At 66.9% G+C, this 15,595-nt stretch carries 11 protein-coding genes; 6 read left to right on the forward strand and 5 right to left on the reverse strand.

The features are described 5' to 3' along the window. Positions 1-14 precede the first annotated feature (14 nt). The 5 genes from metC to C7T96_RS16000 are packed head-to-tail and all read right to left on the reverse strand — an operon-like array spanning position 15 to position 5,938. Complete coding sequence (metC, locus tag C7T96_RS15980) at positions 15-1,199, reverse strand: cystathionine beta-lyase (protein ID WP_106572242.1); 1,185 nt, start codon at positions 1,197-1,199, stop codon at positions 15-17. Continuing rightward, a complete protein-coding gene (locus C7T96_RS15985; RefSeq protein WP_106572243.1) occupies positions 1,196-3,532 on the reverse strand; it encodes a molybdopterin guanine dinucleotide-containing S/N-oxide reductase in 2,337 nt (778 codons plus the stop codon). The genes metC and C7T96_RS15985 overlap by 4 nt, the downstream gene beginning before the upstream one ends. Then, positions 3,529-4,764 carry a CoA transferase gene (locus C7T96_RS15990; protein WP_106572244.1) on the reverse strand — a complete coding sequence of 412 codons (1,236 nt, stop codon included), beginning with the start codon at positions 4,762-4,764 and terminating at the stop codon, positions 3,529-3,531. Before C7T96_RS15990 ends, C7T96_RS15985 begins: the two co-directional genes overlap by 4 nt. After that, positions 4,761-5,108, reverse strand: coding sequence for a monooxygenase (locus C7T96_RS15995; RefSeq protein WP_106572245.1), 348 nt, complete (start codon positions 5,106-5,108; stop codon positions 4,761-4,763). Before C7T96_RS15995 ends, C7T96_RS15990 begins: the two co-directional genes overlap by 4 nt. Then, entirely contained in the window at positions 5,105-5,938 is an 834-nt protein-coding gene (locus tag C7T96_RS16000; RefSeq protein WP_199190495.1) for a DUF169 domain-containing protein, read from the reverse strand. The genes C7T96_RS15995 and C7T96_RS16000 overlap by 4 nt, the downstream gene beginning before the upstream one ends. A 264-nt stretch (positions 5,939-6,202) precedes the next feature. Here C7T96_RS16000 and C7T96_RS16005 point away from each other — a divergent pair, with 264 nt between their 5' ends. From C7T96_RS16005 to C7T96_RS16030, 6 genes are all read left to right on the forward strand, one after another. Then, complete coding sequence (locus C7T96_RS16005) at positions 6,203-7,369, forward strand: TAXI family TRAP transporter solute-binding subunit (RefSeq protein ID WP_158264395.1); 1,167 nt, start codon at positions 6,203-6,205, stop codon at positions 7,367-7,369. Between the two features lie 146 nt (positions 7,370-7,515). Then, complete coding sequence (locus C7T96_RS16010) at positions 7,516-8,328, forward strand: helix-turn-helix domain-containing protein (protein WP_146149192.1); 813 nt, start codon at positions 7,516-7,518, stop codon at positions 8,326-8,328. A gap of 78 nt (positions 8,329-8,406) precedes the next feature. Continuing rightward, positions 8,407-10,479 carry a hydantoinase/oxoprolinase family protein gene (locus C7T96_RS16015; RefSeq protein WP_106572248.1) on the forward strand — a complete coding sequence of 691 codons (2,073 nt, stop codon included), beginning with the start codon at positions 8,407-8,409 and terminating at the stop codon, positions 10,477-10,479. 12 nt (positions 10,480-10,491) lie between these two features. Next, positions 10,492-12,213 carry a hydantoinase B/oxoprolinase family protein gene (locus C7T96_RS16020; RefSeq protein WP_106572286.1) on the forward strand — a complete coding sequence of 574 codons (1,722 nt, stop codon included), beginning with the start codon at positions 10,492-10,494 and terminating at the stop codon, positions 12,211-12,213. A 14-nt stretch (positions 12,214-12,227) separates the two neighbouring features. Further along, on the forward strand, positions 12,228-14,231 hold the full coding sequence (locus C7T96_RS16025; protein ID WP_106572249.1) for a TRAP transporter fused permease subunit: 2,004 nt from the start codon (positions 12,228-12,230) through the stop codon (positions 14,229-14,231). After that, a complete protein-coding gene (locus C7T96_RS16030; RefSeq protein ID WP_106572250.1) occupies positions 14,228-15,589 on the forward strand; it encodes a phenylacetate--CoA ligase family protein in 1,362 nt (453 codons plus the stop codon). Before C7T96_RS16025 ends, C7T96_RS16030 begins: the two co-directional genes overlap by 4 nt. Positions 15,590-15,595: the final 6 nt, after the last annotated feature.

Consider the following 15,595-nt stretch of genomic DNA (forward strand, 5'->3'; position numbering starts at 1 on the left):
TGGTTCGGGTCGGTTCAGCCGGTTTCCAGCGCGGCGTCCAGATCCGCGATCAGGTCGGCGGGGTCCTCTAGGCCGACATGCAGGCGGATCAGCGCGCCGCGGGCCTGCCAGCGCGTCGCGGTCCGGTATGCCGCCGGATCGGCGACGATTGCCAGGCTTTCGTAACCGCCCCAGGACGATCCGATCCCGAACAGCCGCAGGCGGTCGACGATCGCCGCGGCGCGGTCGGCGCGCTTGGTGGCGAGTTCGAATGCCATCAGGCCGCACGCCCCGGCAAAGTCGCGTCGCCACAGCGCGTGGTCCGGGCTTTCCGGCAAGGCCGGATAAAACACCGATGCGACGTCGTCGCGCGCGGCGAGCCAGGCCGCGACGGCGAGTGTGCTTTCTTGATGCTGGCGCAGGCGTACCGCCATCGTGCGCAGTCCGCGCTGCGCCAGATAGGCCTCGTCGGCGCCGACGCAGATGCCGGTCTGGCGGGCGCCGTCGCGCAGTCGCGGCCAGCTTTCCTCATTGGCGATCGCAATCCCCAGCATGGCATCGGAATGGCCGGCGATATATTTGGTGCCGGCATGGATCGAGACGTCGACACCATGCGCGAGCGGCTGGAAGAAAAGCGGCGTCGCCCAGGTATTGTCGATCATGACCGTCGCACCGGCCGCCTTCGCCGCCCGGGCGATCGCCGGCACGTCGGCGATCTCGAACGTGAGCGAACCCGGAGATTCCAGAAAGACCAGCTTGACGTCCGGTGTCATAAGCCGGGCGGTGTCTGCGCCCAGCCGCGGGTCGAAATAGACGGTCTTCACTCCCATGCGGCGCAGATAGGTGTCGCAAAACGTTCGCGTCGGCCCGTAGGCGTTGTCCGTCATCAAGATGGTGTCGCCTGCCGTGACGAAGGCCGTGATCGCGCTGGCGATCGCGCTCAAGCCCGAGGGATAGAGTTGGGCGCGATGGCCGCCCTCCAGTTCGCAAAGCGCGTCCTCGAGCGCGCGGGTGGTCGGCGTGCCGGTACGGCCGTAAACCATGCGCTTGCCGTCGGCTGCGCGCTCTGCGAAGGCGGCCTTGCGGTCCGCCATGCTGGCCTGAATGACGGTCGAGACCCGATAGAGCGGCGGGTTGACCGCACCGTTCCACGCTTCGGGATCGCGCCCGGCATGGACCACGCGCGTCATCGGCCGGTCTCCACCCTCGCCGCCGCTCATGGCGTCACTCCCCGGGCGATTTTCGGCGGGTCGTAGGCCGTCACCGGCGGCGCGTCGGCCGCCCGCTCGACCTCGACGAGGGCGGTTTGGGCGATCGGCCCCTGACCGAGCCTGGAGGTACCCTTGTCGAGGGTCAGCACGTTCGGATTGCCGTGCTTGTCGGTGCTGCCGTCGCGGCTGGGGTCGGCGGGGTCGTACCAGGAACCGGTCGCCAGTTGCACGACGCCGGGGCGGATCGTGTCGGTGATCCTGACCCCGGCGAGCACGGAGCCGCGCGCGTTGAACACGCGCACGATGTCGCCGTCGGCAAGCTGGCGGGCTCCCGCGTCGGCGGGATTGATCAGGAGCGGCTCGCGTCCGCCGACTTTTCCAGAGCGGCTAAGCGCGGTGTCGTCCAATTGTCCGTGCAGCCGGTTGCGCGGCTGGTTGGAGATCATATGCAGCGGATAGGTGCGGCTATGCGGCGAGCCCAGCCATTCGGCCGGCTCCAGCCAGGTCGCGTGTCCGGGACAGTCGTCGTAGCCGAAGCCGGCGATCGTCTCGGAATAGATCTCGATGCGGCCCGACGGCGTTTTGAGCCTGGACCCTCCAGGGTCGGCGCGAAAATCGGCAAACAGGTCGAAATCCGCAGCCGGTGGCTCGATTTCGGCAAAACCCCGTTCCCAGAAACTATCGAAATCCGGAAGTTGGACCTGGCGGCGCGACGCCTGTTCGCGGGCGGTTTCGTAGAGGTGGCGGATCCAGTCCCGTTCCGAGCGGCCCTCGGTAAAAGCCTGCCGCGTGCCCATACGTTCGGCGAGGCCGCGAAAGATGTCGTGGTCGTTGCGTGCCTCGTGAAGCGGCTCGATCGCCTGTTTCATCGCGATGATGAAGCGGTCGCGTCCGCACGCCCCGACATCGTTGCGTTCCAGCGTTGTCGTTGCCGGCAGCACGATGTCGGCGAAGCGCGCCGTGGCCGTCCACCAGCTCTCGTGAACGATGAAGGTTTCCGGTCGGCGCAGCGCCGTGCGCATCCGGTTGATGTCCTGGTGGTGGTGAAAGGGGTTGCCGCCGGCCCAGTAGACCAGCCGGATGTCGGGATAGTGGCAGGTCCGGCCGTTGAAATCGTAGGCCGCGCCGGGATGCAGCAACATGTCGGAGATGCGGGCCACCGGGATCGCGGTCTCGACCGGGTTGGCGCCGGCGCTGAGGTTGGGCGAGGCGATCTCCGTGCGCGGCGTGCCCATGCCCGAGATCGAGCCGTGCCCGAACGCGATCCCGCCGCCGGGCAGGCCGATCTGGCCGAGCATGGCGGCAAGCGTGATCGCCATCCAGAAAGGCTGTTCGCCGTGGTCGGCGCGCTGCAGCGACCACGTCATGGTGATCATCGTGCGCGTTGCTGCCATGCGCCGCGCCAGGGCGCGGATCGTTGCCGGATCGATACCGCAGATCGCCGCCGCCCAAACGGCGTCCTTTTCGGTGCCGTCCGTCCGCCCGGCGAGATAGGCCTCGAAACGCGCATAGCCCACGCAGTAGCGCTCGAGAAAGGCGCGGTCGTGCAGGTTTTCGGCAAGCAGCGTGTGAGCGATGCCGAGCATCAGGGCGGTGTCGGTGTTCGGTCTGGGGGCGATCCACTCCGCATCGATTTCCGCATCGATGTCGCTCCGCAACGGGCTTATGTTGACGAATTCGACGCCGGCCGCGCGCGCGGCACGGAGCCCCGACGGCGCGGCATGTTCGGCCGGCCCGCCCGCGGCGACCTGAAGGTTCTTGTCCGGCACGCCTCCGAACGCGACCACCAATCCGCTGTTGCGGGCGATGCTGCCCCAGCCGGTGAGCGGGCCGCTGCAGGCCTGCGTCGAGCCGAGCAGATGCGGCAAAAGCGTCAGTCCGGCGGCGATGGAATAGTTCTGGATCTGGCCGACGAAGCCGCCGGTCGTGTTCAAAAATCGGTTCAGCTGCGTCTTGGCGTGGTGGAAACGACCGGCACTGCTCCAGCCGTAGGAGCCGCCGAAGATCGCCTCGTTGCCATGGACGGAGCGCACCCGCTCCAACTCCGCGGCGACGAGATCGAGCGCCTCGTCCCAGCCGACCGCGACGAATTCGTCGCGTCCGCGCGCCTCGCGTGAGGCCGCGCCGCGTTCGAGAAAGCCGCGACGCACCGCCGGCGTTGTGATCCTGCTCCCGGCGTGGACGGCGTCCGGTATGGCGCCGGTCAGCGGCGAGGGGTGCAAATCGTGCCGGAAGGGTCTGACGCCGACCAGCCGGCCGTCGCGCACGCCGGCGTCGAACGCCCCCCAATGGGAGCTGTGGGAAACCCAGCGAATGGCGGGGTCGTCGAGAAATTCGGTCATGTGTCCTCCAGCTTGGATGCGTCGGCCATGCCCGTGTGCGACGACGGAGCGGCCAGGCAAACGCCGGCTTTGGTCAACGCCTCGGTCTCTTCGGTCGAGAAGCCGCAATCGGCGAGCGTCTCGACCGTGTGCTCGCCGAGGCGCGGCGCCAGGCGGCGCACGCTGCCGGGCGTACGCGCAAAGCGGACCGGGATGTCGACCTGGCGCAGCGCGCCCTCGGAGGGATGCCGGTCGTGCCGCAGCAGCCCGGTCGCCTCCACCTGCTCGTCGGTCAGGAGCTCCTCGAGCGAATTGACCCGCATGGCGGGAATATCGCCTTTTCGGCACAAAGACAGCCATTCCTCCGTGCCGCGCTCGGTCAGGATCTCGGCAAGCGTGGCGTAGAGCCAGTCGACATGGGTCGAGCGCGCCGTGGCGGAGCCGACGCGCGGATCGCCGGCGAGATCGGGCCTGCCGGCGGCAGCGAAGAAGCGCGTCCACTGCCGGTCGGTATAGGGGATGACGCTGATATGGCCGTCGCGCGTCGGATAGGGCTTGCGGTGCGGCGACAGAACGCGCGCGTAGCCGGCCGGTCCCTCGGGCGGCTCGAAGGTCAAGCCCTGCAGATGCTCGACCGCCATGAACTGGACCATTGTGTCGAACATCGGCACGACGACCTCCTGGCCGAGGCCGGAGCGCTCGCGTTCGAACAGCGCCATGGCGATCGCCGAGGCGGCGTGCAGGCCGGCGGTCTTGTCGACCAGAATGGTGCTGACGAAGCGTGGTGGCCCGTCGCCGCCCTGCAGGCGGGCGACGCCGCTTGCCGCCTGGATGACGTCGTCGAGAGCGGGCAGGTCCGCATAGGGGCCGGACGAGAAGCCGCGCACCGCGCAGTGGATCAGGCGCGGATTGATCGCCGCCAGCGAGGCATAGTCGAGGCCGAGCCGCGTGGCGGCTTCCGGGCGGATCGAATGCAGCACCACGTCCGCCCCCGCAACCAGTCGCCTCACCACCTCGCGCGCCGCCTCGCGCTTGAGGTCGATCGCCAGGCTCTTCTTGTTGCGGTTGAGGTTGAGGAAGATCGCGCCCATTCCCGGATTGCGGAACGGTTGTGCGTGCCGCATCACGTCGCCATCGAGCGACTCGATCTTGAGCACCTCGGCCCCCATGTCGCCGAGCATCAGCGCGGCGAACGGTCCGAGCACGACCGAGCTGAAATCCAGCACCCGGATCCCGGACAGGGGACCGCTCATCGCGCCGCTTCCTGGCGGCCATCGCGGACGATGGTCTCGCCCGAGAGATTGTCCACCGTGACCGCGCATTCGTAGTAGGTGACAACCGGTTCGACACCGAACAGTTCGGTCATGCGCGCCTTCCAGGCCCCGTCGTACCAGGCTTCCGCCTCGCTGCGGCTGCGCCAGGTGTAGACACCGCCGCCGCCGGCCGGCCCGTTGAGATAATCCTTGCGCACCAGCCCCTTTGGCGCGAGCGCCCGATAGGTCGGCGCGCTTTTCAAGGCGGACGCGATAGCGGCCTGACGGCTGCGCCCTGAGAGCGGGATCTGCACGATCGCGATCGTCAGCGGGGCGGCGCTCATTTCGGCTTGTCGCCGTAGCTGAAATCCATGCCCGGCCCGGGATCGGCGTTGGGGCCGTAGGGAATGATCGGATAGCGCAGTCCGGCCCGCGACAGGCCCTCCATGCCCTCGATGGCACGCGCAAGTTCATGCGGTCGCAGCGCCATCAAAAGCTCGTCGTCGGCGACGCCGCCATAGCGCCGCTCGGCAAAGCAGGGGATCGACAGGCTGGTCTTGCCGGTCGCCAGCGCCGTGCCCCAGGAATCGGCGCACGCGCTTTCACCGGTGACCGAGAAATCAAACCGCTCGTAGCGCCGCCACTGCAGGCCGTTGATGAAGATGATCATCTGGCCGGGCGTGCCGTAAAACAGCACGATATTGGGGTCGTCGAGGCGGGCCGAGCGGAGCGGGGAAACCACGACCCCGGCATAGCGGCCATGCGGGACGCGTGGCATCTGCTGCTGGTGCTGGCGGGACGCTTCCTGGTTCTCGAACCAGATGCCGTTCATCCGCTCGCCCGAAAGATAGGCCTCGGACGGCTTGTTGAGGCCGAGGATGCCGCCGCAATTGGAGTGCGGGCGCACATTGTCGTGCGTGAAGCCGAGCGTGACGCCGGAATAGCGGCACCGGGTCACGAGCTGGCAGGAGGTGAAGGCGGTGCCGGCTTCCGGCAACCGCAGTCCACGGACGGCCTGCATCGCCTCCACCGTCTCGAACAGTTTCATGGCGATCGGCAAGGTGCGCAGACGCAACAGGTCCTGTAATCGTGCCCCCAAGGACTTCAGCGCCTCAGCGTCGAGGGCGTCAGACATAGTCGATGAGGGGTGGTCCGCGGTGCTGATGTCGGCCATAAGCGGTTCTCCCGGCATTCTGGTCAAGGTCGAGCCCGGCCGAGCCAATATCGGCCCCGCTGCCTCTGACGGCCATTCGCTACGGGAAAGAGCGGCGGAATGGATACAAGACCGCCGCCGAGTGTCCATACAGTGAATACTTTGATGCCAAGCGACTTGTGGTCGAGGCCACTCCTGCCGACGCTTGTCGCATCCCGGTGGGAACTGTTGATCGGAGATCGGTCGACGCTAGAAGCGACAAGAAAAAAATGGAAGGAGGCGAGTATGTTTCGAACACGGATACTGGCGGCGGTGGGGCTGGCGGCCATGTGCCTGGCGCCGGTCGCGCCCGCGCAGGCCGAGGACGTCGAATTGCCCGGCAACATGGTCTGGGTTTCCTACGATGTCGGCGCCACGGCCTATAACTCCGCGGTCTCGATCGCGGCGACGTTGAAAAACAAGACCGGTACCGAGGTTCGAATCCTTCCCGCCAAGAGCGATGTGGCCCGGCTGACGCCGCTCAAGGACGGGCGGGCCCAGTTCGCCACGCTTGGCACGGATTCGATCTTTTCGCAGGAGGGCGTCTACGAGTTCGGAGCGCCCAATCTCGGTCCGGTCCCCGTGCGCTACGTGGCGCTCAGCATCTCGCAAGGCTCGACCGGGCTGATCGTGGCGGCGGACGCAGGCGTCGAGAGCGCGGCCGACCTCAAGGGCAAGCGCATGGCGATCGTGAAAGGCTCGCCGGTGTCGCGGCGTCTGAACCTGTCCTATCTCGCCTTTGGCGGTCTGGATTTCGACGATGTCGAGGTGGTCGAGGTGGCCAGTCTGAAGGCCGGCATCGACGCGGTCATCGACGGTCGGGCCGACACGGCGATTTCCAACACCAACAATTCAGACGGCGTACGCGTTTCCTCGTCGAACCGCGGCCTCACCTGGCTGGTGACGCCGCATGACGACAAGGAAGCCTGGGAGCGCATGTGGAAGGTCTCGCCCTGGCTGATCAAGCATGTCGCCACGATCGGTCCGGACGTACCGGAAGCGGGGTTGGAGATGGCGACGCTCGCCTATCCGATCTTTTCCGCCGTCGACCAGACCGACGAGGAACTCGTCTACAATTTCACCAAGGCGTTGTTCGCCTATTACGACGACTTCAAGGATGGCTATCCGTCGAATGCCGGCTTCAAGCTGGACAGTCAGCGTTTCAGCAATGTCTTCGTGCCGATCCATCCCGGCGCGGTTCGTTATTACAAGGAAATCGGCTTCTGGACGCCTGAGTTCGAGGCGCGCCAGCAGCGCAATCTCGAGCGCCAGGCTCTGTTGGCCGAGGCTTGGGCCGAGGCCAAGGAAAAGGCCGGTGACGACAGCGATGCCGATTTCGTCAAGGCGTGGCAGACGATCCGGGCCGAAAAGCTGGCTGCGGCGGGTCAGGACACCGTGTTCGAGGACTGGTAGGAGCCGGTTAGGCCGAGGCTGCAAAAAAGCGGAGCTTTGAAAAGGCGGGGTGGAGCAGGGCTGTTCCACCCCGCGCTTGCATCGTGCTAACAGAACCGGGCGCAGAGCGGGGAGGACGTCGGCTGTCGCAGGAAAACGAGACCGGTTTGGAAGCGAGCGCCCGGCGCGGCTCGTCCGGTTACGAGCCGGTCAGGGCCGTGCTGCGCGCCTTCCGGGTGCTGGAGGAAGTCAATCGCCTCGGTCAGGCGCGCCTGCCGGAGATCGTCCGCGCGGTGGGGCTGCCGCGCGCGACCGTCATTCGCATGCTCGACACGCTCGAGGTCGCCGATCTGGTTCACCGCGATCCCGATCAGGCCGTCTACCAGGCGACACCGAAGGTGCATTTGCTGTCGTCGGGTTTCAACTTCAACCTGTGGCTGGAAGCGGCGACGACCCCGATCCTGCTCAAATTGCTGCGCCGGATCGGCTGGCCGTCCGACATCCTGATGCTGCACGGTCGCGAAATGGTGGTCAGCCATTCCAATCGCGGCCATTCCGTCATCGACATCAACCCGCGCTTCGTCGGCATGCGCTCGCCCGTGCTGGGCTCGGCGTCCGGCCGCGCCTATCTGGCCTGGTGCCCGGAAGAGGAGCGCGAGCGCCTGATCCGCATCGTATGCAATCTGCAGGACCAGCGGCGCATCCGTGCCGAGATCAAACATACCCGCGCGGCCGGCTACGGATCGCGCGACCTCGCCCTGCCGCCGAAGGTCGGCGCGATTGCGGTTCCCGTCATGATCGGCGACCGGGTGGCGTGCTGTATCGACACCGTGTTCCTGCCGCAGGTCACCACCGCGGCCGAGGTGGCCAGAAAATGTCTCGGCCCCCTGCGGGAAGCGGCGGCGGAAATCGCCGCCGAAATGAGCATGACAGTGCAAACCAGGCAGGATCTGGGGTTCCTCGCGTTGTCCACTCCGTGAATAAAATGCCACTGTGTGGTGGCTGCTTGCAGGCGCGCGCCATTAGAAGGCGGGCACTAAAAGCATGGAGCAGCCTATATGATCCGGTTGGCCACCGATATCGGCGGAACCTTCACCGACCTCGCGCTCGACCGCGACGGAGACCTGCTGACAGGCAAGCTCTTGACCACTTTGGACCGTCCGGAGGAGGCCGTCCTGGACGGCGCGCGCGATTTGCTGGCCCGCGCCGGGGTCGCGCCCGGTGAGGTCGACCTCGTCATTCACGGCACGACGCTGGCCACCAATGCGATCATCGAGCGAAAAGGCGCCAGGACCGCCTTCGTGAGCACGTCCGGCTTTACCGACATGATCGATATCGGACACGAAAACCGGTTCGAGCAATATGATTTGATGATCACCCGGCCGCGGCCGCTGGTGCCGCGGCCGCTGCGTTTCGGCCTGCGTGAGCGCATCGACGTGGAGGGCAACGTGATCACCGCGCTCTGCGACGAGGCGCTCGAGGACCTGGCGGAATTTCTTGCCAGCACGCGGCCGCAAAGCCTCGCGGTCTGCCTGCTGCACAGCTACGCCAACGCGGCGCACGAAAGGGCCGTTGCCCGCTTCGTGCGGGAGCGCTTTCCCGAGATCAGCGTCTCGCTGTCATGCGACATCTCTCCGCTGGCGGGTGAGTACGAGCGCGCCTCGACCACATGCGCCAACGCCTATGTGAGACCGATTGTCGTCGACTATTTCGTGCGGATGGAAAAACGCCTGCGCGCGATGGGCATCGACGCGCCGGTACTGATCGTGATGTCGGAAGGCGGCCTGGCGTCGATCGAGACGGCGTGCGAGGCGCCGGTTCGCCTGGTCGAGAGCGGCCCGGCGGGTGGCGCGTCGCTGGCCGTGTCGGTCGCCCATGCGTTCGGTATCGACAAGCTCCTGTCCTTCGATATGGGCGGCACGACGGCGAAAGTCTGCATCGTCGACGATTTCGTGCCCCAATATGATGCCTGGTTCGAGGTCGACCGGACCTATCGTTTCCAGAAGGGCAGCGGCCTGCCGCTTCGCATTCCCGTCGTCGATCTCGTCGAGATCGGGGCCGGCGGAGGATCGATCGGCCATGTCGACGCCATGGGCCAGATCGAGGTCGGCCCGCATAGCGCCGGCAGCGAGCCGGGGCCGGCGGCCTACGGGTTCGGCGGCGACCGGCCGACCGTCACCGACGCCAATCTGGTGCTCGGCAAGCTCGATCCGCAGCGTTTTGCCGGTGGCCGCATCGTTCTCGACCAGGCGCGGGCCGAGGCGGCACTCGCCGCCGTCTTCGCAGAACCTCTGGGCCTGGAGCCGGCCCAGGCGGCGTCCGCGCTCGCCGAGGTCGTGGACGAGAACATGGCCAATGCCGCGCGCATGCACGCCATCGAGCAGGGCAAGGACATTTCCGAATACACCATGGTCGCCTTCGGCGGCGGCGGCCCGCTGCACGCCGCGCGCATCGCCCAGAAGATCGGCATCGGCCATGTCATCGTGCCGCCCAATGCCGGGGTCGGCTCGGCCGTCGGTTTCCTCGCCGCCCCTATCGCCTACACGATCCGGCGCACCAGCTATCTCATGCTCGACGACGTCGAGCCGCACAAGGTGGCCGCCGAGCTCGACGGAATCGTGGCTGCCGCGTCCGGTCACACCGGCCGCTTCGCCGCGACCGCCGAACCGGACATCGAGTGGAAGGCGCTGATGCGATATGCCGGGCAGGGCCACCATATCGAGGTGCCCTTCGAATATCCCTTTGCCAGGGACGATTTCCGAACCTGGATGACCGATCTGTTCGAAGCCGAATATCTCAGGCAGTTCGGTCGTGTTTTGCCGCATCTGCCGATCGAGATCGTCGGCTGGGTTCACCGCAACGCGCTGTCGCTGAGCGACCCGGCCACGATGTGGAACGGACGGCGGGCCCCTTCTGCAAAATCGGTCGAAACGGCGCCGGCGCGGGCCTACGATCTGGCCGAGGCCGACTACGTGGCGGCCGACCGCTTCGAGCGCGAAACGCTGGATGCGGGCTGGCGGGGCGCCGGCCCGGCCTATGTCACCGAAGAGCAGACGACGACGGTGGTACCCGCCGGGTTCGCTTGCGAGACGGATGAGCGCGGCTTCATCCATTTGAGAATGTCGACGTAGGGGATGAGCGGCATGTCCTTCCAAACCGGCGACCTCGCCCGGCAGATCATGTGGCGACGCCTGACTTCGGTGGTCGAGGAACAGGCGCAGACGCTGATCCGGACCTCGTTCAGCCCGACCACGCGCGAGGCCGGCGATCTGTCGGCGGGGGTGTTCACGCCAGACGGGCGCATGATCGCGCAGGCAGTGACCGGCACGCCCGGCCACATCAACTCCATGGCCCGATCGGTTTGCCACTTCATCGACGCCATCCCCCTGGACGACTGGCGCGAGGGCGATGTCGCGCTGACCAACGATCCCTGGCAGGGCACGGGCCATCTCAACGACCTGGTCGTGGTCACGCCCGTCTTCCGGGCCGGCCGGCTGATCGCCTTCTTCGCCGCCACCAGCCATCTGGTGGATATCGGCGGGATGGGGCCGGGGTTCGACGCCAAGGACGTTTTTCACGAAGGCATCAGGATACCGATCACCAAAGTGGTCGATGCCGGGCGCGTCGACGACAAGGTGCTGGGCATCCTGCGTGCCAATGTGCGCATGCCCGAACAGGTGACCGGCGATCTGATGTCGCTGATTGCCGGCAACCATACCGGTGGCCGGCGCCTGCTGGCCATGTGCGACGAGTTCGCTCTCGCCGATCTCGAGGCGCTGTCCGATTTCATTTTCGAGCGCTCCATGCGCGGCATGCGCGAGGAGATCGAGCGCGTTCCGACCGGCGTTTACGAGGCGGCGCTGACGCTCGACGGCATCGACCGGCCTGTCGCGATGACCGCGACGATGACGGTCGCCGACGGGCGCATCGACGTGGAATTCGGCGGCGATCTGCGGCCGTCGCCGCGCGGCAACAACGTTCCGTTCTGTTATACCGAAGCCTATGCCAGCTACGGTGTACGCTGCATTGTCGGGCGTTCGGTGCCCAACAACTGGTCCTCGCTTTCCGCCGTCACGATCCGCGCGCCGGAAGGGTCGATCCTGAACGCCACCGATCCTGCGCCGGTTGCCTCGCGGCACCTGATCGGCCAGATGCTGCCTGATCTGGTGTTTCGCTGCCTGGCCCAGGCCGTGCCCGACAGGGTGCCGGCCGAAGGCGCGGGCACGCTTTGGAACATCCGGCTGCTGCGGTCGGCGCATGGCGACGGCAAGGCGGGTTTCAACGCGCTGTTCTTCCATTCCGGCGGCACCGGCGCGCGTCCCGGCCTGGACGGCCTTAACGCGACCGCGTTTCCCAGCGGCGTGCGCGCCATCCCCATCGAGATATCGGAAAAGAGCGCGCCCGTGCTTTACCGGCGGCGCGCGCTGCGCTGCGATTCGGGCGGTGCGGGCCGGACCCGGGGCGGGCTCGGCCAGGTCATCGAGGTGGCGAGCCGCGACGGCGATCCGTTCTGGATGGCCGCGTCCTACGAGCGCACCGGCAACGCGCCGCGTGGCCTCGACGGCGGACGAGACGGCGAACCCGGCACGGTGCGGCTTTGTTCCGGGCGTCCTTTCAGTCCCATGGGGCGGCAGGAAGTGCCGGGCGACGACGTCATCATCGTCGAACCGCCGGGCGGTGCCGGCCGCGGCGATCCGTTCGCCCGCGACCCGGCGCGGGTGCGCGAAGATGTCGAAAACGGCTTCGTGAGCCGCGAGGCGGCCATGCGCGATTACGGGGTTGTGCTGACGGCCGCTCTGGAGGTCGACGAGCCGGCAACCGCCGCGCTGCGGGCGGGGCCCAACAGGCGAGCAGCATCCAACTGAGGGAGGTCGGGAGGATGAAACGGCAGGAGGAGCCAACCGTGCGGGAGGGATCGAGCCGAGGCGGGTTCGAGCGCATGGTGATCTTCACGGTCGCGATCGTGGTGACCGCGATCAGCGTCAACCACACGTTCGGGCTGGATTTTCTCGTCGGCTACGTGCTGATCGAATCGACCGCCGTCATGCTGATCATCGGCCTGCTGATTGCGACCGCCTTTCTGGTGATGCCGTTGCGGCCGATCGGCCACAGCGCCCTGTCGCGGGCGGTCGATGCCGGCCTCGCGCTCGTCAGCCTGGCGATCACCGCCTACCTGTTCGTCAAGGCCGACATCATCTTCGAACAGGGCTGGGAGTTCGCCGCGCCGAACGATGCGAAGTGGATCGCGCTGGCGATGTGGGCGCTGTGCATGGAGTGCGGCCGGCGCGCCGGCGGTACGCCGGTCTTCATCGTCTGCCTGCTGCTTTCGGCCTTTCCGCTGGTCGCCGCCCATCTGCCGAGCCCGTTCAACGGTATCTCCCAGCCGCTGCTCGATCTCGCGGCCTATCACGTCTATGGCGGAGAAAGCGTGTTCGGCCTGCCGAGCCGGACGGTCGCCACCTCCCTGCTCGGCTTCATCATCTTCGGCGTCGCGCTGCAGCATACCGGCGCCGGCGCTTTTTTCATCGACGTCGCCTTCGCGCTATGCGGCAAATATCGCGGCGGCCCGGCCAAGGTGGCGGTCGTCTCCAGCGGCTTGTTCGGTTCCCTGTCGGGCAGCGCGGTCGCCAATGTGATGTCGACCGGCACGTTGACGATCCCGGCGATGAAGCGCAGCGGCCTGTCGGCACGCATGGCCGGCGCCGTCGAGGCCTGCGCCTCGACGGGCGGCGTGCTCGCCCCGCCGGTCATGGGCGCCACCGCCTTCGTCATGGCGAGCTTCCTCAACGTGTCCTACGCCACGATCGCGATCGCGGCCACGATCCCGGCATTCCTCTATTTCTTCGGCATGTTCGTCCAGATCGACGCCTATGCGGCGCGCACCCGCCTGCGTGGGCTCGATCCGTCGCTGATGCCGGAATTTCGCAAGGTTTTGCGGGAAGGTTGGTATTATGCGGCCGTGATCGTGGCGCTGGTGCTGCTGATCCTTCTGACCAGTCTGGAGGAGAAGGCGCCTTACTACGCCACGATGCTGCTGCTGGTGATCAACCAGTTCAATCCGCGCCATCGTCTCGACCTGCGTGGCGCGGCAAATTTGGTGACCGGCATCGGCGTCGCGCTGGCCGAACTGGCCGCCATCGTCGCCTCGATCGGCTTCGTCATCGGTGCGCTTTTCGTCAGCGGCGTCATCGGCTCGCTGACCAACGATCTGCTGGCGCTCGCCGGCGGCAATGTCTATGCGCTGCTGCTGATGGGCGCGGCGACCTGCTTCATCCTCGGCATGGGCATGCCGATCACCGCCAGCTACATCTTTCTCGCCATTCTGCTTGTTCCGGCATTGACCAGGCTGGGCATCGACCCGCTCGCCGCCCATATGTTCCTGCTCTATTACGGCGCCGTGTCCTACATCACCCCTCCGGTCGCGATCGCCGCGCTGACGGCGGCGACGATCTCCCATTCCGGTCCGATCCAGACCGGCTTCGAGGCCATGCGCATCGGCGCGATCATCTATATCGTCCCCTTCGTCTTCGTTTTCCATCCGGCCCTGCTGATGGACGCGCCCGCGTCCGAGATCCTTTTGGCTTTCGCCACCGCCGTTGTCGGCGTCACCTGTGTGTCCTGCGCGCTCCAGGGTTATCTGCCGGGGGCCGGCGTGGCCGCAGGGCTCGCCGAGTGGCCCGCCCGCGCGCTGGCGCTGGCCGCGGGCCTGCTGCTGGTCCTGCCGAGCGGGACCATTTCCGCTGAATACGGCGTCTGGTCCTCGCTGCTGGTCGCGGCCGCTGCCTACGGGCTCGGCGCGATCTTGCTGCGCCTTGCAGGGCGCGGCAGGCAACGGGCGGCCGCGCCGACCGCGCCCAAACCCAGCCCCCGGAAAGCCTCATGATCACGACCAACTATTCCGATCCCGCCAACAACACCCGTTCCGGCGACGAGATCCGCGCCATGCAGGACCGGCTGATCGTGCGCCAACTCGCCTATTGCCACGAGCGTTCGCCCTTCTTCCGCGAACGTTTCGCCGCGCATGGCATCGACCCGCGCGACATTCGCGGGCTCGAGGACCTGCGCGCGATGCCGGTTCTGATGGGCAAGGACGACGAGCGCCGCAGCGCCGAGGAAAGCCGTGAGAAACTCGGCCACCCTTTCGGCATGCATCTGTGCGCGCCGCTCGAGGACCTTCATCTGACGGCGACGACGTCGGGCACGACCGGCGTCCCTACCTTTTCCTATACGTTTTCGCGCGACGACATCGACCGGTTGAGTGGCGCGATCGCGACCCGGTTCCGCAATATCGGCGTGCAGCCCGGGCAGCGCGTGCTGTTCTGCTTCGCGCTCGGCATCTACGCCACGACGATTTCGCTGTTCGGATTGCGCAAGGCGCGCGCATTGCCGATCGACATCGACGCGCGCGCGGGTACGGAGGTGATGCTGCGCATGGCCGCGCTGACGCGGCCGCAATGGCTGTCCTGCACGCCCTCGCTGGCCGAATATCTCGCCGCGCGGGCGCCGGAGATCATCGGCATGGAGATTGGCGATCTGGGGTTGCGCGGGCTGATCCTGACCGGCGAAAGCTGGGCGACGATCCCGGGCGTAAAGGCGCGCATCGAGGAGACATACGGCGCCCGTGCCTATGACGTGTGGACGCCGGCCGGCCATGCCTCGGGCCATTCCTGCGACAGCGAGGCCTATCACGGCCTGCACGGCATCGCGCCCGAACTGTGCACCAGCTATCAGGATCTGATCGATCCGGTGACCCGCGCGCCGGTCGATCCCGTGCATGGGGCGATCGGCGAGATGGTCCACACATCGCTTCAGCGCGAGGCCTGTCCGACGATCAAATACGCCTATGGCGATATCGTTCAGCTCCTGCTCGACGAATGTCCGTCCTGCGGCTTTCGCGGGCCGCGCGTCAAGCTCGTCGGCCGCTCCGACGACATGCTGATCGTCAAGGGCGTCAACGTCTATCCGGCCGCGATCAAGTCGGTCGTCAGCGAGTTCGCCCCCGCCGTCACCGGCGACATGCGCATCGTGCTCAACGCGCCGCCGCCGACCGTGCTTCCGCCGCTCGGACTGCGGATCGAACATGCCCCCGAAACCGGTGCCGGCGATCTCGAGGATCTTGGTCGCCGCATCGCGGCTGCGCTGCACCGCACCCTAAAAATCAATCCGCAGATCGAGTTCGTGCCGCCGGGCACGTTCGAGAAGGCGACACGCAAGACGCCGTTGTTCGAACGCCGCTATTGAGGGGCG

Source organism: Nitratireductor sp. StC3, assembly GCF_003015025.1.
Classification (GTDB): domain Bacteria; phylum Pseudomonadota; class Alphaproteobacteria; order Rhizobiales; family Rhizobiaceae; genus Mangrovimarina; species Mangrovimarina alexandrii.

What these genes read in the sequence shown, in the direction of transcription:
- C7T96_RS15995 (WP_106572245.1), bottom strand. Translation starts at nt 5,108, where the DNA reads ATGAGCGCCGCCCCGCTGACGATCGCGATCGTGCAGATCCCGCTCTCA.
- C7T96_RS15990 (WP_106572244.1), bottom strand. Translation starts at nt 4,764, where the DNA reads ATGAGCGGTCCCCTGTCCGGGATCCGGGTGCTGGATTTCAGCTCGGTC.
- C7T96_RS16000 (WP_199190495.1), bottom strand. Translation starts at nt 5,938, where the DNA reads ATGGCCGACATCAGCACCGCGGACCACCCCTCATCGACTATGTCTGAC.
- C7T96_RS16005 (WP_158264395.1), top strand. Translation starts at nt 6,203, where the DNA reads ATGTTTCGAACACGGATACTGGCGGCGGTGGGGCTGGCGGCCATGTGC.
- C7T96_RS16025 (WP_106572249.1), top strand. Translation starts at nt 12,228, where the DNA reads ATGAAACGGCAGGAGGAGCCAACCGTGCGGGAGGGATCGAGCCGAGGC.
- C7T96_RS15985 (WP_106572243.1), bottom strand. Translation starts at nt 3,532, where the DNA reads ATGACCGAATTTCTCGACGACCCCGCCATTCGCTGGGTTTCCCACAGC.
- C7T96_RS16015 (WP_106572248.1), top strand. Translation starts at nt 8,407, where the DNA reads ATGATCCGGTTGGCCACCGATATCGGCGGAACCTTCACCGACCTCGCG.
- metC (WP_106572242.1), bottom strand. Translation starts at nt 1,199, where the DNA reads ATGAGCGGCGGCGAGGGTGGAGACCGGCCGATGACGCGCGTGGTCCAT.
- C7T96_RS16020 (WP_106572286.1), top strand. Translation starts at nt 10,492, where the DNA reads ATGTCCTTCCAAACCGGCGACCTCGCCCGGCAGATCATGTGGCGACGC.
- C7T96_RS16030 (WP_106572250.1), top strand. Translation starts at nt 14,228, where the DNA reads ATGATCACGACCAACTATTCCGATCCCGCCAACAACACCCGTTCCGGC.